Origin of the sequence: Vibrio sp. 1874 (genome assembly GCF_033344395.1) — a bacterium.
GTDB lineage: Bacteria > Pseudomonadota > Gammaproteobacteria > Enterobacterales > Vibrionaceae > Vibrio > Vibrio alginolyticus.
This window is the reverse complement of sequence record NZ_JAWPOR010000002.1, coordinates 1-21,649: the sequence shown is the minus strand read 5'-3', so window position 1 is coordinate 21,649 and position 21,649 is coordinate 1. Positions and strand designations below refer to the sequence as shown.

Below are 21,649 nucleotides of genomic sequence, written 5' to 3'. Positions count from 1 at the left end.
CATTACTTTATAAAAAGGGTTACGCTTTTTGGATAATTCGGTAAACCGTTGCTGTTAGGAAAAATGCCGCAGAAACAATGATGATGGATGCGCCTGATGGCACTGGTAGCTCAAGCTCCATCGGCAGTATGGTTCCTATTAAACACGCAATGGTTGCCAATAAAGAAGAAAGGAGAACAAAACTGCCCATGCGTTTAGTCAATAACCTAGCCGTTGCACCAGGAATCAGTAGCAATGCACCAACCAATACCGCGCCAATAATCTTTACCGCGGCGATGGTGACCAAGGTGATCATCATGACAAATAAGTAATCATAAAAGCTGGTATTAAAGCCGCGTACACGTGCAATATCCGGGCTGATACAAGTTAGCAAAATGCGGTTAAACGTTGGAATAAGAAGCAGTAATATGATCAAACAACTGATCGCTAAAATAAGGATATCGTTGTCCGTCACAGTCAAGATCGAGCCAAACAACACGTTCTCCAACATGTGAATGTTGATCTTACGAGCAACGTACATTAACAGCGCAGCACCAACCGCTAACGCTAATGCAAGAAAAACCCCAACCAGTGTGTCGTAAGGTACATTCGTACGATTACGAACAAAGTGAAGCAACAGCGCAAAAATCATACAAAAGCTAAACAATCCGATGATCGGATTCTCTGGCGGCTCACCGAGCAACACACCAATCGCGATTCCGGTAAGCGCAGCATGCCCAACCGCTTCAGAGAAAAAAGCCAGTCGCTTGGCGATGACTAATGTACCAAGACCACCAAGTAATGGTCCTAATATCAGCGCTGCCACAATTGCGTTTACCATGAAGGCATAAGAAAAGCTATCGCTTAACCATCCAGCTTCAACGCCGCTAACCGCTAACTCTCGCAACCAATCCATTATGCAGCCTCCACTTTTGCTGTGTAGTGCTTGAATAATGTTTCTATACGATCAGGGCTTAGCACATCTGAATGGTGACCTGACGCCACAATTTGACGATTTACGACATGGACCTGCGCATCTAAACGGCGCACGGCGGTCACGTCATGATGTACTGCCACCACCGTTTTGCCTTCTCCAACAACTTCATGAATCAAACCTTCAAGATATCGAACACCTTGCTCATCCATGCCAGTTGTAGGTTCGTCTAAAACCAATAAATTGGGCTCATCCAGTAAAGCTTGCGCAAACAAAACACGCTGTTGCTCACCGCCAGAGAGTTGCCCCATACGACGGTCGCTACGCGTTGCCATACCCACGCGATCCAGCTGGGCCAGGGCATGTTGAGTTTGTTTCGTTTTACGTCGCCAAAATAGAGGGATACGAGTTTGGTTAAGCAGTACAAAATCCATCACGGTTAACGGGAGGCTTGCTTCAAACATCGCTTTTTGTGGCACATACCCTATCTTCCCCGATGCAGCTGATGGTTCTGGCCAATTGAGCGCTATGTTTCCCGAAAATGGCGTGAGTCCAAGTACCGAACGAAGCAAAGAGGTTTTACCACCGCCGTTCGGTCCCATAATCACGTGACATTTCGCGTTCTCGAATTCGACGCTGATGTTCTGCAAAATGATATTGTCGGCGTATTTTAGGCCCACGTTACTTAAGGAAATGGAAGGTCCAGTCATTACGCCTTTTCCCCTGCTCGCTTACTCGCCACAAATTTCATGGCTTCGATTAGTGTTTCCACATTATCTCGCATCTCAACCTCGACTTTATCGGCCTCATACTCACCGTGAGTCATGTGAGAAAAGCGATAAAGCTGCACCCCAGTCGCCTCTTCGATGGTATCAACAAAGCGATTCGGCATATTGAGCTCATAAAACAGAACATCAATGCCCGATTCACGAATTTTCTCTATCGTTTCCTGTAGCTGACTTGCACTTGGTTCTACACCATGAGCAGGCTCAATGACAGCGGCAACGTCAACACCAAACTCCTGAAGGATATATCCGTAAGCATTGTGGGTTGTCGCCACCTTCATACCTGCCGTGTCCAACTCACCAAGAGACAACATTGCATCACGCTTCATCAGGCGAAATGTTTTCGCGTAGTTACGAGCATTTTGGCGATAGAACGTAGCATTGTCTGGGTCCAATTGGCTTAGCTCACTCGCGATGGTGTAAACCTTTTGAATGGTTGTTGATAAACCGACAAAGGTGTGAGGGTTCACTGCTCCTTGACCAACAGACTGCCCCATAGCAGGCAATAAAGGCACTTCTTTGTTCGCTTCGATAACCACGAGATCATCACGCTGAGAAGCCTTGATCACTTTCAGTGCAAAATCGTCATGACCAATACCATTGATCACTATTACGTCCATTTCATTTAAGCGCTTAAGATCATTAGGTTGTGGCAAATAGTTGTGAGGATTAAAACCAGCATCAACCAAAGGAACGATGTCCGCCTTCTCACCAACAACGGCTTTAACATAGCTGTAATAAGGTTGAAGCGTAATACCAATACTGAGTTTATCGGCAGCAAAGCCAGTAGAAGACACCGTCAATAACGCGGTGGCTGTAAGAATACGACGTAAAAGAGAGCGTTTGATCATAGTACTTATCAATTATGTTGTCTTAATGGGCGTGAGAGTGGGAAGAAGAGTCTGACAGAATGATTTGTTTCCACCCGAAATCGTGGCGTTTAGCTAGATCGCTTAGTCCCTCCACATTTAACGAACGGCTAGAATCATTAAACCAAATATCAGCTTGAGAACTGCGGCTATCCAACAGCATGGAAGCAGAGCCTTGGGCACTGGTCTTCACGCCAATGTAGACACCGTCATCAATTCGTTGCCACTGATGAGAACCTTTACGCTTCCAGTTTTGGTCTTTCACGAACGGAGCAATCCAAAGCACCTCCATATCAGAGATCTCAGGCCAAGTTCCGGTATCTAACTGCAAATCACGAATCTCTTCATGAGCGAGCTTAAGCTCAGCGATCAACCCCAACTCATTTTGATGTAAATCCGTGATTAACACTTGATGAGACTGCATGTCTGGCTTTTCAGTCGCGACCTGATGGTAGGGCATAAGTATGGCTGCTGAACTGAGAATTGCTGCGATTGTCAGTGCGACCCACTTTCCTTCTCGGTTACCATCATCAGGGCGAACTTTCTGTACACTCATTTCTCTTTCAGCTCAACGATATCCACTTCCACCGGGCTTTCATGTCCGGCATCAAATACCAAATAGAAATCTGTTTCAGGGTGAGTAAATTCTGCGATGGAACGCTTATCTGTTTTTTCTTTGGCGATCAGATTGTCGTCGTAATCGTACATTTCGACATCGTAGTCGACCGCTGTCGATCCATCCGAGTAGCCCGCTTCACAAATCACTTTATCTTGCGCCAAGTGACAGCTCATCAGAGGAAAATGTGCAGCAGCGTGAAAGGACGCAAATCCAGAAAAAAGCAAAACCGCTTTTAGAAGAGAAGTGTTATTCATGATAATTCCAAAATGGCCCAGCAATTGCTGAGCCTAATTCGATTAGTTAAGTTGAGTTTCAAACGTAAGGTGAACATTGGCACTCGCTTTATCCGCCAATGGATTATCTTTCAATTCACCTTTGTAGTTCGCTTTCATTAAGTAGCGCCCGGCGACTTCTGGCGTGAAGATCACTTTGCCATCTTTATCGCTCACCACATCGATTTGTTCTTGATGGTTTCGGTACATAGTACCTTCACGTGTAATCTCAGCAGTAACGCCCTCTTGTGGCTCTCCGTTAAAGAAAAACTGGAACGTCACAGGCTCACCTTCAATGATGTCCGATGGATGCGTGATCGGTTTCATCTCCAGCATTTTGCCTTCAATCTCCAACGCTTTGTCCGTTGGCATACCAACCGTAATGTAGCTTTCTGCTCGGGTGTAACTTAGTTGAGTAACCACATCACGCGCTTGCTCGGGAAGCACATCACCACGCTCAGCTTTGCTTGCTCGCGCCCATTTCACCGTATCACGACGGCCCGCTTTGTATTGTGTGTAGTAGCTCGGCTGATTATTAATCGCAACTTTGTGCGTGCCTTCTTCTGTAAAAAAGAAATCAAACATAGAGCGACGCTTGCCACGAACAACAAAGTTAGGACGCTCAGAGCGGCCATCCGGCATCACCACAAATGCCTGATCACTACCCGCAGGCTTATCAAAAACAAACGTTCCGTGAGAGGCAGTAACATCAAATGTCAGCCAGTCACCGCCTTCTTTAGAAACCGTAAAGTGAGAGGGCAGAACCCAACGTGGATGTGCTTGCGCGGTGGTGGTTACAGCCAATCCCATTGCCATTACACTCGCCAATGCCACTGCTTTCATTTTGGTTTTCATTGTTGTGTCCTTTAATCACTTAACTTGATAATTGACGGTGATGACACCCGTCTCTTGTGTTGGTTTAAGCTCATAGCGCACGTCACTGTCCGCTAGCGTTATTTTTTGACGTAAGTAGTTTCGCCCACCGTGTTCACGAACGACTTCGACGTACAACGTGTAATTTCCTTGTTCCAAACGCTCCCCTGCGTCATTGGTTCCATCCCAGACAAAGCGGTATTGACCAGCAGGACGTGTTGCAGAAGTCACCGCATCAACAAGTTCACGATCATAACGACCCGCTTTTCTCCACCAGCTGCGTAGATCTTTTAACCATTCGTCTTTCCCTACCCATAACTGAATGGTTTTAACCGGTTTACGCTGATCGTTTTCAACCCAAACCGCCACATAAGGGCGTGCATACATTGAGGTATCTATCTTTGGAAGTTCGAGTTCGAAGTCGACCTTCGCGTTATCTGGTAGAGGCGCCGCGGAAAGAGAGAAAGGAGCAAAAGCCGCGATCAAAGCGGCTTTACAAAAGTGATTACGGCGGAAAAATCTTCCTGTGTTCAACATAAGTGTTCTCTAAAAAAGCTGTTATGGAACAGCAACAAAATAAATTACGAGCGACAGTAACGTACCAAAGCTCATCCATTGCATAGACGTTCTGAGCGTCTTCTTCTTAGGCAGTAACAAGCACACGCCTGTAAGAACAAAAAACACCATCAAAAGCGCAGTGACGTCGATAAACCACTTCCAAATCCCACCACTGTTGCGCCCTTTATGTAGATCGTTCAGCAGCGCAACAATACCGTAGTGCGTCGTTTCAACATCTGCCGCACCAGTAGTCATATCAATAAAGACCGTAGCGTTATAACCTGGGCCTTTAAAATCCATAGACAGCTCTCCGAGTAACAACTCACCTTGCTCAACTTCGGTATACACATCTAGTGCGGAGGGAGTGCCGCGAAGCTCGGTTTCTTTAGTCAAGAAAGCCACCAGTTCTTCACGATTAGGTTGAAAGGTATCTGAATGTGAGAATAGAACTGAGTGCGGAACCGTCAGAGTATGTTGTTGAATGATAGGTTCACTGCGTTCAAACAATTCGGGGCGATTGAGGGTAATACCAGTTACTGCAAAAAACAGCGTAACTAAGAGAAGAGCCATCGAAATATAGATATGTAGGCGGCGAGCCCAAGTTTGAACACCTTTGCTTTTAAGCAACATAGAAACAATCATCACCAATAAATGTGGGGCATAATTTAGGTGATAATCATTCGTATTGGCATTTAATTTACATTGTTTACTTTTTCAATTCAGCTTGGCTTGCGCATGTTTTAGCTATTTGGGCCAATGCGAGTTACAGGTTGCCTACCTTTTAGATAATAATCATCTCAATTAAAATAACTAAAAGTTAAACCACTTCCTCAATTCGCAAAAATGACATAGATCTCATATAAACGTAGGTTACTATGTTCTTTTTAACCTAATTACTTTCGGTGTAAAACATGAATAAATGTCCTGCGATCATCGGTATTGTATTTGATGAAAAGAGTTTGAAAGCTATCGATAGAATAAATGAATTACATGAATTAGAGAGATCGGCCAAAGTATTTATTAGCTTGGGTAACCTTTGGAGTATTTTTGGAGGAAACTCCCTGAAGGGGACAGCGAGTAGTGGCCTATCTAAAGCAATTACTGCTATTCCCGCCAAACCAGGATGGGAAACCGCTAAAAATGTTAGCATTGGATTAGGAAGAGGAATTTCTTCTGATGCAAGCCAAACTGCTTGGAGTATATCACAAGCTAATTGGGAGTATTACTTCAAATCATATAGTGCCTTAGATCAGATCAAGCTGAGAGAAATCGAAAAAATCGCCACTTTCCAAGCACTTGATCATGTACACGATAGCAAGCAATATAGATTTTGGAAAGCGATCTCAGATGGATGTAAAATATGAACAAGAACGCTGTAATAATACTCTTATCATTTTTCTCAAGTGTCGCTTTAGCAAATGCAAAATTTGAAGACAGTTTATTTAAAAATGTAAGCCAATCTATTGATAATTATGGTGCTAAGATAAAGCAGTGTGAGTCTATGGCAAAACAGAATACGCCTGACAAAAAAACCCTAGAGTATTCAAAGAACCATATAGAAGCATTAACTCCTGTTCTGCCGTTTTTAAGCGAAAAAGCTTTTGAAGCTTGTGTCTTAAAAGAGAAACAAGAACTAGCATATTACTTATTAATAGCAAAAAATAACGCTTCAAGAACCTCAACATTAAAGCTTGTAGAATCGACTGAAAGCCTTACTTTTCATATCGAACCTACATCTATAGAAAAGTTTGAAACACTGAGCAAAGTACATCAAGAATATATAGAGAAAAGCCCCTTTTTCTCCCGACCATTTGATGCGTTAGCCTTTTATGAAAAACTCATGCAGTAAATAGCCTTTATGACTTTAGACAAAAAAAATACCCGAGACTGAGCTCGGGTATTTAATAAAAATGTTCGCTATGAGTCCTGCGTCGATTCTACTTTGCGTAGCTGAGATAGATACTTAACCCAACTTTTTGCCTGATTCGATGGCTTAATCTCATTCGCTCTTTTGGCATTAGCGAGCGCATCGTCAAACCGCTTAAGTTTGTAGTAAGCGCGAGTTTTGATAAGTGCAACATCCGCTTTACGACCTCTGACCTTATCGAGCGCGGCAATGGCATCTTTATAATGGCCTTCTTGCACCAACAGTTGAGAATAGTTCCAGTAATACTGCCTATCTAGCTGAGCTGCAATACGCCAGCTATCAATAGACTCTTCCCACTCTTTTGCCATTTGCCAATACGTTGCTTGCTGGGCTTTTAGCTTACTATTCGAGTTTACATCCTCTAGCTCGTTCATCACCAACGCAGCTCTCTCAGGAATACCTCGTTTCGCGTACAATTGTGCCAGCAGCTTTAAGTCATCTTGGCTAAGTTGTAACCCTTTCAGTTTTGCCAACGCCAAAGAGTCTAGGGCACGTTTGTTGTCATCAACCCGTAGGTATAGAGCAACAAGCTGACGCCACCATTCAATTCGTTCAGGTTCAATCACGATTAAGCGTTTGATGGTCGAGATTGCCGGCTTCCACTTTTTCAGTTCTAGCTCAGCAGAAAGCTTTATCGACAACGCGCCAAGCTTGTCTGGCTGACCAAACTTCTCATAACGAGCCATTGCTGAAAGCACTTTTTGCCACTGACTCAGTTGATAATGAGATTGGGAAATACGCAGCCATAGTTCATGCGCTTTTTGACCTTTAGGAATGTTTTTGCTCAAGGCATAGTAATGAGGTAAAGCCTTAGAAAAACGTTGCTCGTTCAGCAGTATATCAGCCAACATTTTTCGGGTTTGCCATGCTTGCTCATCTTGTAGCAAACCACTATTGACTGCCAACTCAAGTTGCTTAATCGCCGCTTGAGTTTGCTCGTTCTGCCAGTAAAAAATACCCAACATTCGAGCGACATAAGCTTGGTCATATCCACGAGAAAGCTCCATAGCTTCAAGAGATGAAATCGCTTCTTTTAGTTTCTCCTCCTGAGCCAAGTTGTGTGCTCGTTGAACTCTCGCTGCGGTGTATTGGCTTAACTCACTGGCAATGGTTGAGAGTGCACTCAGGCTTAATACCGTACCGATTAAGAATTTTTTCATCATTTGGCTAACTTGAACTCCACTTTAGCGGTTTGTCCGAACTGCTCAATTGACACACCATCCTCAACTTTTGGCTGATACTTCCATTTTTTAAGCGCACGGATTGCTTCCCTTTCAAACATGCGCTCGGGCTCAGCCTCGATCACTTCAATATCTTTTGGTCGTCCAGTTGCATCGATCGTGAAACGCATAATGACATAACCTTCCACTCTACGTTTCAGCGCCTTACTTGGATAGCGAGGATCAACACGATACAACGGCAGTGCTTGCTGGTTGCCCATTGTTCCCTTCAAGTTTGGGGCGCTAATCGCGATGCCTTCAAGGGCTGTGTTTAAACCTAAAGCACTGACTGGCGTCATCTGACTCATTGGTTCCATTTGAGTGTCAGCTTGAGACAGATCCATTGGCTCCGGCGCTTGAGGTGGTTCTGGTTGCTCCGGCACTGAACGTTGACGACGCTGCACGTCTGCTTCATTCTCTACCATCACCATATCAAAACGAACGGCTTCTGAAGCTTCTGGTGCACGCTGGTTGCCTTTATCAACCATCCACGCCATAAAGCTAAACAAGCTCACAGAAATTAACAGTGATGCTGGTAGTGCAAGTAACAGCCTGCCCATTAAGGTTTCTCCGCCGCCAAAGCAATGTTTTTCACACCTGCTGCCTTTGCAGCGTCCATCACTTTCACGACAGTGCCATTGTAAGCATGCTCGTCAGCTTGGATAACTAACGAGGCATCAGGCTGATCAAGTAACAGATGCTCAATAGAGGCCTCAACACGCTCAATATCAACCACTCGTTTGTCGATGTACACATCATTCGCTGCCGTTACTGCGATAAAAATGCCCGCGTCTTTTTGACTTACTACATTAGAAGCCTGAGGGCGATTCACTTCTACACCGGATTCACGTACAAACGAACTGGTCACAATGAAGAAGATCAACATGATGAAGACGATATCAAGCATCGAGGTTAAATCGACTTGAGCTTCATCTTGTTGGTTAGGTCTGCGTCCGAGTCTCACTTTTGACTCCTTAAAGATTGTTCTAACTGGATAGCTTTTCGTTCACACACTTTGCTAAGGCGAGCATGAATAAACATGCCCGCAAGCGCTGCTACCATACCTGCCATGGTTGGCAGCGTAGCAAGTGAGATACCAGAAGCCATCAATTTCGGATTGCTGCTGCCTTGCGATGCCATTACGTCAAACACCGTAATCATGCCTGTCACCGTCCCTAACAACCCTAGCATTGGGCAAACCGCCACAAGTAGCTTAATAGTCGATAGGTTTTGGCGCAGTTCGATTTGCGCTTTTGCAATCCATCCTTCACGGATTTGATGCGCGTACCAAGAGTGGTGCTCTGATCTTGCTTGCCACTGCTCACAAAGCTGTTTTTTTACCCTAGGGAAAACCGTTGTGAGATAAATAACTCGCTCCATAACCAACAGCCAGCACACCGCCACGACGGCGGCCAACCACCATAGGATTTGACCACCTTGCTGCATAAAGCTCATCAAGGTTGTGGCCCAATCCTCACTGATCAAACCCAATGTGCTGAGTAGGATCTGCTCCATTACGCTGCGTTCTCCGCTAAGGTGTTAGAATGGCTTTTGTTACTCGGCATATCACGCTCAGCTTGTTCTGCAACTAAACCGATGCCTTGTTTTTCTAAGATACTGCGAATATTTTCTGCTTGAGAGCTCAATACGTTGTGCGCTAATAGCAAAGGCATGGCTGAAACAAGGCCAAGTACGGTAGTCACAAGTGCCATTGAAATACCACCCGCCATTACTTTCGGATCACCATTACCAAATTGAGTGATGACTTGGAAGGTTTCGATCATACCCGTTACCGTGCCTAATAGGCCAAGCATAGGAGCTAGAGCAGCAAGAAGCTTAAGCATCGACAACCCTTTTTCTAGGTGGGTTTGCTCATCAACAACGGCTTCCAAAAGACGTAGTTCTAACGCTTCTACGCTGCGATGCTTGTCTTTCTGGTATACCGCAAGCACGCGACCCAAAGGGTTGTTTCCTGGCTGCGCTGGGGTTTTCAGTTGCTTCATGATTTTCTGGCGCGAAATCATCAGAGATGCACCACGTACGAGCGCAATCAATAGGCCGATAGCCAATAAACCAAGGATGATTTTGCCGACAACGCCACCCGCATTTAGGCGATCAGCCAAAGTCGGTGAGTTTGCGAGCTGCTCAAGAAGAATGCCACGTGACGGATCTATGACAAGCGCATCAATGTCACCAGAGGAAATAGTATTCGCTGTTGGACCGCTTTCAGGCTGACGAAGATAGTTTACCGCATCTCCGCGTTGACCATTCCACTTAACGTAGCCAGTGTCATCCAGCAGCGCCATAGAACCAAGACGAACACCACTAACCGTTTGTTCACGACCCTCGCCATTTAGCAGTGTGAAAGAGACGTTTGCCATTTCACCGCTTGCTTTGATTTGTTCTTCCATGCTGCGCCACATCGCCTGAAGTTGGGTCAACGTTGGCAGTGATTTAGCCGCAACAATAGCATCGATATCTTTCTGATATGAGTTTGCATCTACACCGGTTACTGAGCTTTTTAGCTCAGACTCTAGCTCTTTTGCGTTCTGGCGAACGACGCCAAATAACTCACCTAGGCTCCCGGTTTCTAGACGCAACTTTTCTTCTAGCTGTGCCAGTTCTGCTTCATTTTCACCGAAGGTAACACTTAATGAGTCCGCCTCTGCTTGAAGAGCAGCCCGCTCTGCCACCAATTTATTCTTTATAGCCTGTAGCTCTTGCTCTGTTTGCTTAAAACCTGATTCACGCGCGACATTGTGCGATTGCTGTTGACGATTTTCTTGCTGCGCCTTTTGTAACAACGCATCACTAGCAAAAGTTGTATGAGGCATTAATGCGGCTGTCGAGATTAATGCAACCGATAACCATTTTTTCATCATTTATTCGCCCTCCGCAGCGGTTAACGACACTGGCAGAGTTAACATGCTCGGCGCGATCTGTTTATTCGCCATTGCGAACGCTTTGTCTAGCTCTGATTTTTGCTCAGAACCCACTTGTTGCCATGCGTGTTGTTGCTGCGACCAGCTCCAAAATGTGTCACCAGATAAGCTACGCGCTACCAAAGACAAACGGCCTAAATATAGAATGTCCGCCTCCACAGCTTCATTGTCACCCAGGTTAATCTTGCCTTGGTAAACGCCAAGCTTGGTGCCGTAATCCATTTCAATTTGGTACGCTTCTAAAATACGACGAAACTTCTCTGCATCCGCAACGTCTGCACGCGTCATCATGGAATCCAGCTTTGCAATTCGCTCCTCACGTTGCGCTTTGCGTATGGGCTTGTCATTAGCGACGAGCACTTTTAAGCCCTCAAGCATGTGATACATCAAAGGCACGACACCTTGACGAGTTTGAGCAATCTGCTCAATTTGCTCGTTCAAGCTATCAACTTCTTGATTTTGGCTTTCAACAAGGCTTGCAAGATGATCGCGATAAATCTTCAAGTTACCGACTTCCTCTTGCAGCTGCTCAATTTCAGCTTCTAGAGTAAGTGATTTTTCTGCGCTTGCATCAATACGTTTTTGGCTTACCGCCGACGACTGGTTTGTTTTACTCTGCACAGCTTGTGCATCGTTTAAGTTCGCCGCGTGAGCGGGAATCAAAACCGATGATATCAACAGAGCGATACTTGATTTCATTAGATTCATACGAGTTATATTTCTGTGTTCCAAAAACGACCAAAGGGGAAGACTACCCTTCCCCTTTAATAATCAAATTGTTATCAGTACTTGAACTGGATTGTTGCCATGTAGTTGCGGCTTTCTCCAACCACAACCCCACTCGCACCTTTTTGCTCGCTATTCGTGCTACCACCACCTGCGAAGTAGTCGGTATCGAATAAATTCTCGACATTGAATCGAGCAATGATATCCAAGTTTTCATCGTACTTATGTTTGTATGACACGCCCATATCAACGCGAGCGTAGCCATCTTTCTTGAAGGTGTTCTTTGCATCACCGTAGCGATCACCTTCATAAATCAAACCAAGGTTTAAGTTAGTGTTGTCTTGAACCTTGTAGCTAGACCATAGACTTGCCGAGAACTCTGGCACGTCTACAGGGCGGTTACCCTCGAATTTTTTATCCGCTTTCGTCAACTCTGCATCCAAATACATTGCAGAAGCCGTTAGCGACAACTCTGGGGTCACAAAACCTTGAGCCATTAACTCAGCACCTTTGTGAACTTGCTCACCACCTTGCGTTTTCTTGTGTAGGAGATTGCCGCCCGCGTCTTTGCCGCTTTCAACATCCAGCGAGATGTTCTCTAACGTGATATCAAACACTGCACCAGATACAAATAAGCGCTGATCAAACAGTTCCCACTTAGTTCCGATCTCGTAAGAGATACCACGCTCTGCGTCTAGCTTCTCACCATCATTGATATACTTTTTGCCACGACCACTGCTGACTTCACCTTGCGGCATAAAGCTTTCAGAGTACTGAACGTAAACCGAGCCATTCGTCGCTGGGTGGAAAATTACACCAAATTTTGGAGAAACCTGGTTTTCGGTCAGGTCATCATCACGCTTTTCGTCATAACGAACACCTGCAAGCACTTGCCAGTAATCATTAATCGTCATCATATTTTGCGCGTAGATACCCCAAGTATCGTGCTCGCTTGTGGACTGTTTAACTTTCCCTGAGTAGCCAGGACGAGGCACTGTCTGACCGGCTTCTATACTTATAGGGTTGTAATACTTTTGGAAACGGTCATAGGTATACTCTAGATAGTTCGCACCTACCAAAAACGTGTTATCTGTACCAAACAGAGAAAAGTCCGTCGTCACATCTATATATGCAGTATCAAACACCCAATTATCTTTGCGTTCGTTACCAGAATGGTCGATCTTAGTATCTTGGTCATAAGTTTCGAAACCTGGGTAAGACTCCACATCAAAACGCTTAAAGTCTTGACGGTTGTAACCTGCTTTTACGTTCACGTTATCCGTGACTTGCGCATTAATATCGACACCGTAGTTTTCTACTTCGTTATCAATTTCAGACCACTGCGCATCCCAAATGTACTTATCACCGCGAACCGCTTTGCCATCAACAATGTATGCGCCAGAGTCCACGCTACCATCGTCTTTCGTGCGATCGTAATGAGCCGATACCATAAAGTTGTCGGTGATGTCGTACTCAACCACTAGGCCCGCTACCGTACGATCTGTTTCTGGCTCTGTACCATCGCCGTATCTGCGCCAAGAGCCGTAGCTTTCTTTGGCAAAAATTGCGCGCGCACGCAGTGTCTCTGCATCATTTAGCGCGCCACTCACATCAAGCACAGTGCGTGAGTGATCATTCGAACCTAGATCTTGACTCAAACTTGCTTGTGTTTGAGTTGTTGGTTTTTTCGAAACCATGTTTACCAAGCCACCCGGCTCAGATTTACCGTATAGCAGACCTGATGGACCTTTAAGCACTTCAACACGCTCTAAAAGCTCAATTGGCTGACGGTAGTGTGACCAGTGTTGACGGCCATCACGAAGAAAACCGTCTGAACTGCTAAGTTCAAAACCACGTAGAGAGAAACGTTCGCGGTTACGGCTTGTACCACCCGCGCTAACACTTGCATCGTTACGTAGCACTTCACCAAGTGTACTTGCACGCTGCTCATCAATTACCGTTTCATCGATAACCGCTACTTGTCCCGGCGTTTCCAGCTGCGTCATTTCCATGCGCATTGCTGTACTGTTTGTATCTGCCTTGTAGCCGAACTCTCGACCTTCTACAACTACATGTTCGTCTGTTTGAACTTCCGCCACTGCAGGTGTTGCTAACACTGCACCGATCACTAACGCCAAATGGCTCTTAGTAAACATATCCTTTCACTCCGATTATTATTTTTCGGGTCACATACTTGTTGAATGCGATTCCCTCTTAATTATTTCGCGGGTGAATATAAGTGATAAGTATTACCATTTGCATTAAATTTACATTCTTTGCATTTGCAAACTTTTGTAAAGTACTCTCTGATGATGCGCTATGATAATGTGACATTAATCACAAAAATTACGACTTAATCATACTTATTGCTTGAACACTAAAGTAACCCTCAAACCACCTTGCTCACGGTTTTTCGCCGTGACTGCTCCACCCATAATACGCATGGATTCTTTGACAATCGCAAGACCTAAACCGTAGCCACCAAGCTTTTTATCTCTAGAAGCATCTAAGCGCGTAAACGGATCAAAAATATCGACCAGCTTGTTCTCTGGAATACCAGGCCCATCATCAGATACTGACATGGTGGTGAACTGCTGCCCTTCTTTGACATAATTTTCCAGAGAAACTTCTATCTGAGATGCTTGTCCTGAATATTTAATGGCATTACCAATAAGATTGTTCAAACAACGAATGACCATCGTTTCTTCACAAATGGCTTTAGCACATACAGCTTCTGAGCGGAAAGACAACATCTGTTCTGACTTCAAATCTATTTTGCAACGTTCTACTTGCGGGGAGAGCAAAACTTCTAAATCACAGCGTTTCGTGGCTTTGTCGAAGCGCGCATTTTCCAAGCGACTGAACTCCAATATATCGCTGATCAAATGGTTCAGCTCTTTTGCTTCATCTTCTAGCCTTGTCACTAGGCTTTGCTCACTTTCTCCAACACGCTTTCGCAAAAGATGTAGAACCAAGTTCTGCCTCGCTAACGGCGTTCTCAATTCGTGAGAGACATCTCTTATAAGCAGTCGCTGCTTTTCAGCGAGAGAATGAATCTGTTGCGTCATGTGATCGAAATCTTGCGCTAACTCGTTAAACTCACGCGTGCTCGACTTCAGCTCTTTCACGACACTGACATTAAAATCGCCATTAGATAGCTTTTTGCTTGCTTCTCTCAATCGATCCAATGGTTGCTGTAAGTTACGTGCCATTAGCAGTGAAAAGAGCGCCAAAATAACCACTGCAATCACGACTTTGAGAATAGAGAAATACAGAATGAAGTCATTTGCAGGGTGCAGTCGATGTGGCAATTGAATCACTAAAGTATTGCCATGAACTAAAGGAATATTGATGATGGGGCGATTCACTTTCCCCTCAAGTTGATCATCAATGCTTCTCTTAAATTGAAGTTTGAACTCGAAGTGCGGATGCATCAGACGGTGCGTAACTGGTTGCTGATGTTCATTCAACACAAATAAATAAAAGTTTTGCGCATTTGCCCAGTCAGCAAGTTCGTCCATGTCTCCGTGCTCAATCAATACATTGGCTTGATGTGCAAGGTCTAGCATTTCTTCTCGCACACTATCGGGCACTTTCAACATGGCTTTCACCAGAGCTTGTTCCGCTAAGGATTGCACGACCAAAATACTAATTACAATTGCGGTCATGCAACTAAATAACTTGAACGCTAAGCTATCTTTACGTTTTGCAATAAAAGGTGGACACCGGAGCTTCATTAACGGTTTACAGCCTCTAAATAACTGTAACCTTTGCCACGGAAGGTTTTGATATGTTGCTTGGAAAGCCCCGCTTCAACTAACTTGCGACGTATGTTACTGATGTGCATATCAAGGTTGCGATCAAAAGGACTCAGCTCTTTCTTTAACACTTCGGTTTGAAGCTCTGCTTTTGAAATCACGACTCCTTGGTTTTTTACCAAGTAGCTCAATAGTTCAGCTTCCGTACTTGTGAGGGGTAAGCTATTGAGCTGGTCACTGATCGTTTGAACGGTACTACACATCGTCTGACGTTGACGTTCCAAGCCAACACGACGAAGAATCGCTTTGATGCGCATTAGAAGCTCAGCGACATTAAAAGGCTTTCCGATATACTGATCGGCCCCCGCTTGGTAACCATCAAGCATCGAGTTTTCATCGTTGAGAGCGGTAAGCATTAGAATAGGTGTCGCGAAGCGCTGACAGATCCTACGAGCAACTTGCATGCCGTTAAGGTTTGGTAACATGACATCAAGCAATACAAGATCTACAGGCGTTTTTTCCATATATTGCAGCGCACTTTCACCGCAATGTACAGAAGAGACGATGTAACCCTCCTCTTGCAAAACCGCTTCTAACAGCTCACACAAAGGAACGTCATCATCGACTATCAAAACTCGTGACATTACCACTCACCATTCAAATAAAAATGGTTCGCATTTTATTACTCATTTACCAATTAAACAACTACACACTCTAAGGCTTTAAGTCCACAGGACTCAGTCCAAGAAGCAGCAACGTGCCATTAGAGTTTAATGTTCACTTTTACTAAAGGTTCCTAACAATATGCACCTAGATATATCTTCATAGAAAAAACGAGTACAATCTGGCAACCGCAAAGCAAAAGATAAAGCGAATGGAAACGTTATTAATTGGTCACCGTGGCGTGGCAGGTTCATACCCTGAGAATACAAAAATAAGCATTCAGGCAGCCATTGACCTGGGGTTGAAGTGGGTGGAAGTGGATATACAACCTACCAAAGATAATGTTTTAGTGGTTTGCCATGATCATACTGTCAATCGATGCAGCAATGGACAAGGGCGTGTTGATGAGCTCACCCTGGAAGAGTTAAAAGCATTAGATTTCGGTAGTTGGTTTAGCACAGACTTTTCAGGCGAGAAGATCGTGACACTAGATGAACTGCTCACTTTAGCTACTGAGAATAAGCTTAACTTGAATATCGAAGTTAAAGTAGACAACCATCCAGCGGAAGAAGTGGTGCAGACTCTCGCCAATGCGTTAGCAAAAAGTCCAATGCCGCAAGAGAATGTACTCCTATCGAGCTTTAGTCATGACGTCATTAGAGCGATGCACAAATACTGCAGTGGCTACCGATTGGGTGTGTTAAGTGAATTCTTTACGAGAAAAGATAAACGCCTTTTGGAAGAAGTTAGTGCCTATAGCTGCAACCTAAACATTAACTGGGTTCGTACTCGCCAGATAAACAAACTCCAACAAGCCGGTTACAAAGTGATGTGCTATACGGTGAACAATCCAAATAAACTGAAATACCTGCCTCAGTTAGACGGTATTTTTAGTGATCATCCACAGCGCTTTATGCCATAGCCTATAAGAGCCAGAACATTAAAGGGGACCTTTTGTTACCACTCAATCTGAATTGGTGTCCCCATCTCGACAAGCTGGATAAATTCGTCCATCTCCTCGTTGGTAATCGCAATACACCCATTAGTCCAATCAAAACTTTGGATGTAAATCGGCAACTGACTCTCACCGTTTTTTAAGCCATGAATTTTGATGTTCCCTCCAGGGGACACACCTTGGCGCTTCGCTTCCAACGTATCAATCGCATCAGGGTAACTGATATGCACAGAACGATAAAAAGCAGAGTCCTCTATAACATAATCTAGAGTGTATTCGCCCTCTGGTGTGCGATTGTCTCCCTCTTCTTGTTTATGTCCTTGAGGGTTCGCTCCTAAAGCAATTCGGTATTCTTTTAGCACTGCTCCTTGTTCCATCAAATACATTCGACGCTTAGACTTGTCGACTTTAACGAGGTCAACAGCTGCGTGAGTGCCAGAAGCAAACACACAACACAAGAACATAGAGCACCATTTTACTGACATTGTCGTAACGCCTAAGCTAATAAAGTGAACAAGAAAAGAGCGATAATGCTAGTCAGTTAATGCTCGTAAAGCAAACAGTATCTAATGCGGAACCATAAGATAGACTCGCTGAAAGGCGTACTTCTTATCGTTATTTGATACAACAAAAGTCAAAGAGAAGATTTCTCTATTCATTGCGGCTAAGTTGCATTACTTTATAAGCATATTTATTTATAAAGTCCGCACTTTTTGAGAGGGAACCATGATTAACATTGCTTTTTTTAGTGCAAAATCCTACGACGAAGCCTCTTTTAATAAAATTAAAAATAACCGCGATTTTGAATTTCACTATCACGACTTCCGACTAACCGAAAAAACAGCCAAGATGGCGCACGGCAGTGATGTCGTATGTGCGTTTGTTAATGATGATCTTTCAGCTCCTGTCCTTAAACAGCTTTCTCTGGGCGGGACCAAGCTTATTGCTATGCGCTGCGCGGGATATGATAAAGTTGATCAACAAGCAGCCAAAGAACTAGGCTTACAAGTGGTTCGAGTTCCAGCTTACTCACCAGAAGCAGTGGCAGAGCACACGGTTGGTTTAATGATGTGCCTAAACCGCCGTCTTCACAAGGCCTACCAACGGACACGTGACGCCAACTTCTCGCTAGAAGGTCTTGTTGGCTTTAACTTTTTCGGAAAAACCGTTGGTGTTATTGGTACGGGTAAGATTGGTATCGCGACGATGCGTATCTTCAAAGGGCTTGGCATGGAACTGCTTTGCTACGACCCCTACGAAAATCCATTAGCACTAGAAATAGGAGCCCGTTACTGTTCGCTTGAAGAAATCTACGCTAATGCGGATGTTATCTCTCTCCATTGTCCAATGAGTGAAGAAAACTATCACTTATTGAACGAAAAAGCCTTCGCGCAAATGAAAGATGGTGTAATGATCATTAACACCAGTCGAGGCGAGTTGCTAGATTCACTAGCGGCGATAGAAGCGTTGAAACAAGGTAAGATTGGTGCGCTTGGCCTAGACGTGTATGACAATGAAAAAGACTTATTCTTCCAAGATAAATCTAACGATGTCATTGTAGATGATGTTTTCCGCCGTTTATCGGCTTGTCATAACGTGCTGTTTACTGGCCACCAAGCATTCTTGACTCACGAAGCACTTAATAATATTGCCTCTGTGACGCTTGATAACGTCGAAGCCTTTTTCTCTGGTAACGTATCGGGCAATGAACTGATTAACTAAAGCCAGACAATCGAGAAGTATAGTAGAGCGTGTGATCTCAGCTATGCTATACTTCTCGACTATTTAAAATTTGAGCCAAATTACCATGAGCATAAAAACTGATATTCAAAAGCTGCACAACCGTTTAGATACATGCCAACGTAAACTTGATGCGGCACGTTCTCGTGGTGATCACGAAATGATTACAAAGTTCACGGATGAAGTAGAACAGCTTACCAAAAAGCTTAACCAGTTAAAGCACAAGCAAAACTATGAGCTGAACAAAGAACGTAAAAGCTTACTTGATATGCCTTTCTCTCGTGAAATCACCAAAGCAGAACAAGCGGACATCGGCAAACTGAAAAAACGCGTACGCGGCTTAGTAATCGTTCACCCATTAACAAAAGTTGGTAAAGAACTTCGCCTTGATGTGATGACAGGCTTTGCGCCAAAAGAGTTTTAAAACTCGCATTAACATTTATGGAGCCCAAGCATTTGCTTGGGCTTTTTATTTTGTACTGCTTCATTAAATTTCATCGAAATATCAACCCATAAGCTCTTAAAAAGGCCAGCGACAAAAGCCACTGACCAAATTCAAAATGCCAGTCTGCATTACTCGCCTACGACAGTTGCTGCAACTTGTGCTCCACAACGGGGTCATTCGGAACTAACTGCTGAGCCACTTCCAAAAGTTGTACTGCATCTTGCGGATTGTCATGCTCATGCTTCATCGCAATATCAACAAGTGGCTGAATATCGATTTGCGCTTGATGCTCCTTCACATGTTCTTTCTTTTCTTCAATTAACACATTATGAGCGGTACTCAGTAAGTTCAAACGATGCTGTGAACTCGCATTCGCCTTGTTAAGGCACTGATAGTAATCTTCTTTTAATCGCAGCGTTTTAGTCTGATGACGAAACTGCGCTATATCTATCTTCTGATAACGTATAAAGTCTACAGCCACTTGCTTATAAAAACCGAATTTATTCAAATACGTCGCGTGGGTACCATGTCCCATCCCGAAGACTCTTAAGTGAGTGAGCTCTGGGTAGCGTTTGGCGTGAAGGCGGTCGATTTCATTAGTTGGATCATAAATGATGTAGCCTTTTGCATCGCCAAGGTCAAGGTCGTGATACTTTCCTTCCCAATCAAATTGTTGGGCTAGTTCAGTACTTGGCCTATCATCCCATGGCACCAAAACTCTGTTTTTTGTGCTGACCGGGTGAAACATCAATACTTGATCCAACTTTAATAGATTGGAAAAGGCACCAATAGCAAAACCACCGCGGCTAAGCCCATAACCTAAACGACATTCAAAAGGCTCAAGTAAAGTTGATAGCTGCTCTAGAAAGAAAATCAAATTACGGCTGCGAAACCAGTTACTTTTCCCAAGATGCTGAAATGAAATAATATTTACTTTTTGTTTCTGGGCTAAGCGATAACCCCAAGGCGCAAAGTCTGAGTGTAAGTCCTGTACTTGTAGATTCGTACCAGCAGGGGAAAAGGTGAACAACAACGGTTTATTGCGGTCGACAAACTCATACTTAACAAATACATCATCAAGTAAGTCCTCCCCGGACATCGGTAGCCTGGTTTGCTGTTCTTCACGAGAAAGAGCCAGCCATTCATCCAACCAGTACAGTAACTTCATTAATCCTCCATCTAAATTGCGCCTAGCAATTGTGTTAAAAATCTAGTTTTTAGTGTGTGATCATCTCCCCCTGGTTACAGGGGACTCTGATATCAGTCCTCTTTTAAAACAAAGCGTGAATTTGCTTATTAAATTGGTCAATATCTAAGGTTTGATGGCGAACAAACTCCTGCGCCACCAGATTAAAAAATTCTAATTTATCTAATTGTGTGGATTGAGTGCCGTGTCCCATACCGACGACTTTTAAATGGGTAAGCTCTGGATAACGTTCAGCATGAAGACGATCAATGCGATTGGATGGGTCATAAATAATATAACCTTTGGCATTGCCCAAATCTCGATCATGGTAGCCGCTTTCCCAAGCAAACTGCTGAGCAAGCTCAGTACTCGGCCGATCATCCCAAGGCACTAACGCTTTATTTTTAGTGCTAACAGGATAAAACAACAAAAGATGTTCTAGTTTCAGCAAGTTAGCGAACGCGCCAATTGCAAAGCCACCTCGACTTTGCCCATAACCCAAACGACATTTGAAGGGATGAAGCAACTCAGATAGCTGCTCCAGAAAGAAAATCAAATTCCGACTACGGAACCAATTACTTTGTCCTAAATGTTGAAAGGCAATAATGTTTACTTGTTGTTGTATTCCGAGCTCGTAGCCCCAAGGAGAAAAATCCGGAGTTAAATCTTGTACCTGCACATCAGTACCGGAAGGAGAAAATGTAAACAACAATGGCTTGTTAAGATCGACGAGTTCATACTTCACAAACACATCATCAAGTAAATCGTAGCCAGAGATAGGTAAAGCCATCTCTTGTTCTTGTTGAGTAAGAGCTTGCCATTCATCTAACCAGTAAAGTAGCTTCATTTTTTCTCCAAGTGCATCCGCAGTATTTAGACTGGAACTCTATCAAAATGCGTTTAAGCATCCCACGTTGAGACTTAAGAAAGCTCTATTTGAAGCCCAAATGAGACGTATGGAAATGTCTTCGATTGAAGGTATTACTGCGTAAACTAAACCCAAAGTAGGTACGCAAAAACTTGGAGAAAGAGCTAGAGAAAAATCAATTAGAAGTTTCGATAACAGCGGTTAAAAAACAGCAGATACAAAAAAACCGCTGTAAGAACAGCGGTTTTTTTAAAAGTGGCGGAGAGATAGGGATTTGAACCCTAGATACGCTATTAACGTATGCCGGTTTTCAAGACCGGTGCTTTCAAC

The 21,649-nt window shown here is 44.0% G+C and carries 25 protein-coding genes; 5 read left to right on the top strand and 20 right to left on the bottom strand.

Translation table 11 applies throughout. From position 1 onward, the window contains the following. Positions 1 to 19: 19 nt before the first annotated feature. Genes R8N46_RS04075 through R8N46_RS04040 form a run of 8 tightly spaced genes read right to left on the bottom strand, consistent with a single transcriptional unit; the run spans position 20 to position 5,519 of the window. On the bottom strand, positions 20 to 895 hold the full coding sequence (locus tag R8N46_RS04075; protein WP_005374244.1) for a metal ABC transporter permease: 876 nt from the start codon (positions 893 to 895) through the stop codon (positions 20 to 22). Then, positions 895 to 1,623 carry a metal ABC transporter ATP-binding protein gene (locus tag R8N46_RS04070; RefSeq protein ID WP_033906235.1) on the bottom strand — a complete coding sequence of 243 codons (729 nt, stop codon included), beginning with the start codon at positions 1,621 to 1,623 and terminating at the stop codon, positions 895 to 897. The genes R8N46_RS04075 and R8N46_RS04070 overlap by 1 nt, the downstream gene beginning before the upstream one ends. Continuing rightward, positions 1,623 to 2,549, bottom strand: coding sequence for a metal ABC transporter solute-binding protein, Zn/Mn family (locus R8N46_RS04065; RefSeq protein ID WP_033906234.1), 927 nt, complete (start codon positions 2,547 to 2,549; stop codon positions 1,623 to 1,625). Before R8N46_RS04065 ends, R8N46_RS04070 begins: the two co-directional genes overlap by 1 nt. A gap of 22 nt (positions 2,550 to 2,571) precedes the next feature. Beyond that, positions 2,572 to 3,123 (bottom strand): DUF6162 family protein, encoded by a 552-nt coding sequence (locus R8N46_RS04060; RefSeq protein WP_033906233.1) that lies wholly within the window; start codon positions 3,121 to 3,123, stop codon positions 2,572 to 2,574. After that, positions 3,120 to 3,440: a hypothetical protein gene (locus tag R8N46_RS04055; RefSeq protein WP_005374251.1), complete on the bottom strand. Its 321-nt coding sequence runs from the start codon at positions 3,438 to 3,440 to the stop codon at positions 3,120 to 3,122. Before R8N46_RS04055 ends, R8N46_RS04060 begins: the two co-directional genes overlap by 4 nt. A 42-nt stretch (positions 3,441 to 3,482) precedes the next feature. Further along, positions 3,483 to 4,313: a DUF4198 domain-containing protein gene (locus R8N46_RS04050; protein ID WP_025768070.1), complete on the bottom strand. Its 831-nt coding sequence runs from the start codon at positions 4,311 to 4,313 to the stop codon at positions 3,483 to 3,485. A gap of 15 nt (positions 4,314 to 4,328) precedes the next feature. Then, the gene (locus R8N46_RS04045) at positions 4,329 to 4,868 is read right to left on the bottom strand and encodes a DUF2271 domain-containing protein (RefSeq protein ID WP_033906231.1); all 540 of its coding nucleotides are present in this window, start codon (positions 4,866 to 4,868) and stop codon (positions 4,329 to 4,331) included. A gap of 21 nt (positions 4,869 to 4,889) precedes the next feature. After that, on the bottom strand, positions 4,890 to 5,519 hold the full coding sequence (locus tag R8N46_RS04040) for a PepSY-associated TM helix domain-containing protein (RefSeq protein WP_021035904.1): 630 nt from the start codon (positions 5,517 to 5,519) through the stop codon (positions 4,890 to 4,892). Between the two features lie 281 nt (positions 5,520 to 5,800). Between R8N46_RS04040 and R8N46_RS04035 the strand changes: the two genes are divergently transcribed. Both R8N46_RS04035 and R8N46_RS04030 read left to right on the top strand, forming a co-directional pair. Next, a complete protein-coding gene (locus tag R8N46_RS04035; protein WP_033906230.1) occupies positions 5,801 to 6,253 on the top strand; it encodes a hypothetical protein in 453 nt (150 codons plus the stop codon). Continuing rightward, positions 6,250 to 6,738: a hypothetical protein gene (locus R8N46_RS04030; RefSeq protein WP_064354474.1), complete on the top strand. Its 489-nt coding sequence runs from the start codon at positions 6,250 to 6,252 to the stop codon at positions 6,736 to 6,738. Before R8N46_RS04035 ends, R8N46_RS04030 begins: the two co-directional genes overlap by 4 nt. A gap of 68 nt (positions 6,739 to 6,806) precedes the next feature. On the opposite strand, the gene R8N46_RS04025 is transcribed toward R8N46_RS04030, so the two are convergent. The 9 genes from R8N46_RS04025 to R8N46_RS03985 all read right to left on the bottom strand — a co-directional run bounded on the left by R8N46_RS04025 (position 6,807) and on the right by R8N46_RS03985 (position 16,106). Beyond that, positions 6,807 to 7,979 (bottom strand): tetratricopeptide repeat protein, encoded by a 1,173-nt coding sequence (locus R8N46_RS04025; RefSeq protein ID WP_033906228.1) that lies wholly within the window; start codon positions 7,977 to 7,979, stop codon positions 6,807 to 6,809. Next, a complete protein-coding gene (locus R8N46_RS04020; protein ID WP_005374256.1) occupies positions 7,976 to 8,596 on the bottom strand; it encodes an energy transducer TonB in 621 nt (206 codons plus the stop codon). Before R8N46_RS04020 ends, R8N46_RS04025 begins: the two co-directional genes overlap by 4 nt. Continuing rightward, positions 8,596 to 9,000 carry an ExbD/TolR family protein gene (locus R8N46_RS04015; protein ID WP_005374257.1) on the bottom strand — a complete coding sequence of 135 codons (405 nt, stop codon included), beginning with the start codon at positions 8,998 to 9,000 and terminating at the stop codon, positions 8,596 to 8,598. Before R8N46_RS04015 ends, R8N46_RS04020 begins: the two co-directional genes overlap by 1 nt. Next, the gene (locus tag R8N46_RS04010) at positions 8,997 to 9,551 is read right to left on the bottom strand and encodes a MotA/TolQ/ExbB proton channel family protein (RefSeq protein ID WP_054579205.1); all 555 of its coding nucleotides are present in this window, start codon (positions 9,549 to 9,551) and stop codon (positions 8,997 to 8,999) included. The genes R8N46_RS04015 and R8N46_RS04010 overlap by 4 nt, the downstream gene beginning before the upstream one ends. Next, positions 9,551 to 10,918, bottom strand: a complete 1,368-nt coding sequence (locus R8N46_RS04005; RefSeq protein WP_115386914.1) for a MotA/TolQ/ExbB proton channel family protein — start codon at positions 10,916 to 10,918, stop codon at positions 9,551 to 9,553. Before R8N46_RS04005 ends, R8N46_RS04010 begins: the two co-directional genes overlap by 1 nt. Further along, on the bottom strand, positions 10,919 to 11,686 hold the full coding sequence (locus tag R8N46_RS04000) for a DUF3450 domain-containing protein (RefSeq protein WP_181881332.1): 768 nt from the start codon (positions 11,684 to 11,686) through the stop codon (positions 10,919 to 10,921). 74 nt (positions 11,687 to 11,760) lie between these two features. Next, the gene (locus R8N46_RS03995; RefSeq protein ID WP_053304676.1) at positions 11,761 to 13,860 is read right to left on the bottom strand and encodes a TonB-dependent siderophore receptor; all 2,100 of its coding nucleotides are present in this window, start codon (positions 13,858 to 13,860) and stop codon (positions 11,761 to 11,763) included. A gap of 207 nt (positions 13,861 to 14,067) precedes the next feature. Next, positions 14,068 to 15,441: a sensor histidine kinase gene (locus tag R8N46_RS03990; protein ID WP_053307117.1), complete on the bottom strand. Its 1,374-nt coding sequence runs from the start codon at positions 15,439 to 15,441 to the stop codon at positions 14,068 to 14,070. Next, positions 15,441 to 16,106, bottom strand: coding sequence for a response regulator transcription factor (locus tag R8N46_RS03985; protein ID WP_005386018.1), 666 nt, complete (start codon positions 16,104 to 16,106; stop codon positions 15,441 to 15,443). The genes R8N46_RS03990 and R8N46_RS03985 overlap by 1 nt, the downstream gene beginning before the upstream one ends. Positions 16,107 to 16,336: 230 nt before the next feature. On the opposite strand from R8N46_RS03985, the gene R8N46_RS03980 reads away from it, so the two are divergent. After that, the gene (locus R8N46_RS03980) at positions 16,337 to 17,047 is read left to right on the top strand and encodes a glycerophosphodiester phosphodiesterase family protein (RefSeq protein WP_115386912.1); all 711 of its coding nucleotides are present in this window, start codon (positions 16,337 to 16,339) and stop codon (positions 17,045 to 17,047) included. 35 nt (positions 17,048 to 17,082) lie between these two features. Here the strand turns inward: R8N46_RS03980 and R8N46_RS03975 are convergent, their stop codons facing one another. Then, entirely contained in the window at positions 17,083 to 17,565 is a 483-nt protein-coding gene (locus R8N46_RS03975; protein WP_115386911.1) for a L,D-transpeptidase family protein, read from the bottom strand. A gap of 241 nt (positions 17,566 to 17,806) precedes the next feature. On the opposite strand from R8N46_RS03975, the gene R8N46_RS03970 reads away from it, so the two are divergent. Together R8N46_RS03970 and R8N46_RS03965 are read left to right on the top strand one after the other, a co-directional pair. After that, the gene (locus R8N46_RS03970; protein ID WP_318098374.1) at positions 17,807 to 18,802 is read left to right on the top strand and encodes a 2-hydroxyacid dehydrogenase; all 996 of its coding nucleotides are present in this window, start codon (positions 17,807 to 17,809) and stop codon (positions 18,800 to 18,802) included. A gap of 85 nt (positions 18,803 to 18,887) precedes the next feature. Next, complete coding sequence (locus R8N46_RS03965; RefSeq protein WP_005374274.1) at positions 18,888 to 19,244, top strand: YibL family ribosome-associated protein; 357 nt, start codon at positions 18,888 to 18,890, stop codon at positions 19,242 to 19,244. Positions 19,245 to 19,401: 157 nt separating this feature from the next. Here the strand turns inward: R8N46_RS03965 and R8N46_RS03960 are convergent, their stop codons facing one another. Together R8N46_RS03960 and R8N46_RS03955 are read right to left on the bottom strand one after the other, a co-directional pair. Then, a complete protein-coding gene (locus R8N46_RS03960) occupies positions 19,402 to 20,433 on the bottom strand; it encodes a hypothetical protein (protein ID WP_025768076.1) in 1,032 nt (343 codons plus the stop codon). Positions 20,434 to 20,536: 103 nt separating this feature from the next. Continuing rightward, positions 20,537 to 21,298, bottom strand: coding sequence for a hypothetical protein (locus R8N46_RS03955; protein ID WP_005374276.1), 762 nt, complete (start codon positions 21,296 to 21,298; stop codon positions 20,537 to 20,539). Positions 21,299 to 21,649 lie beyond the last annotated feature (351 nt).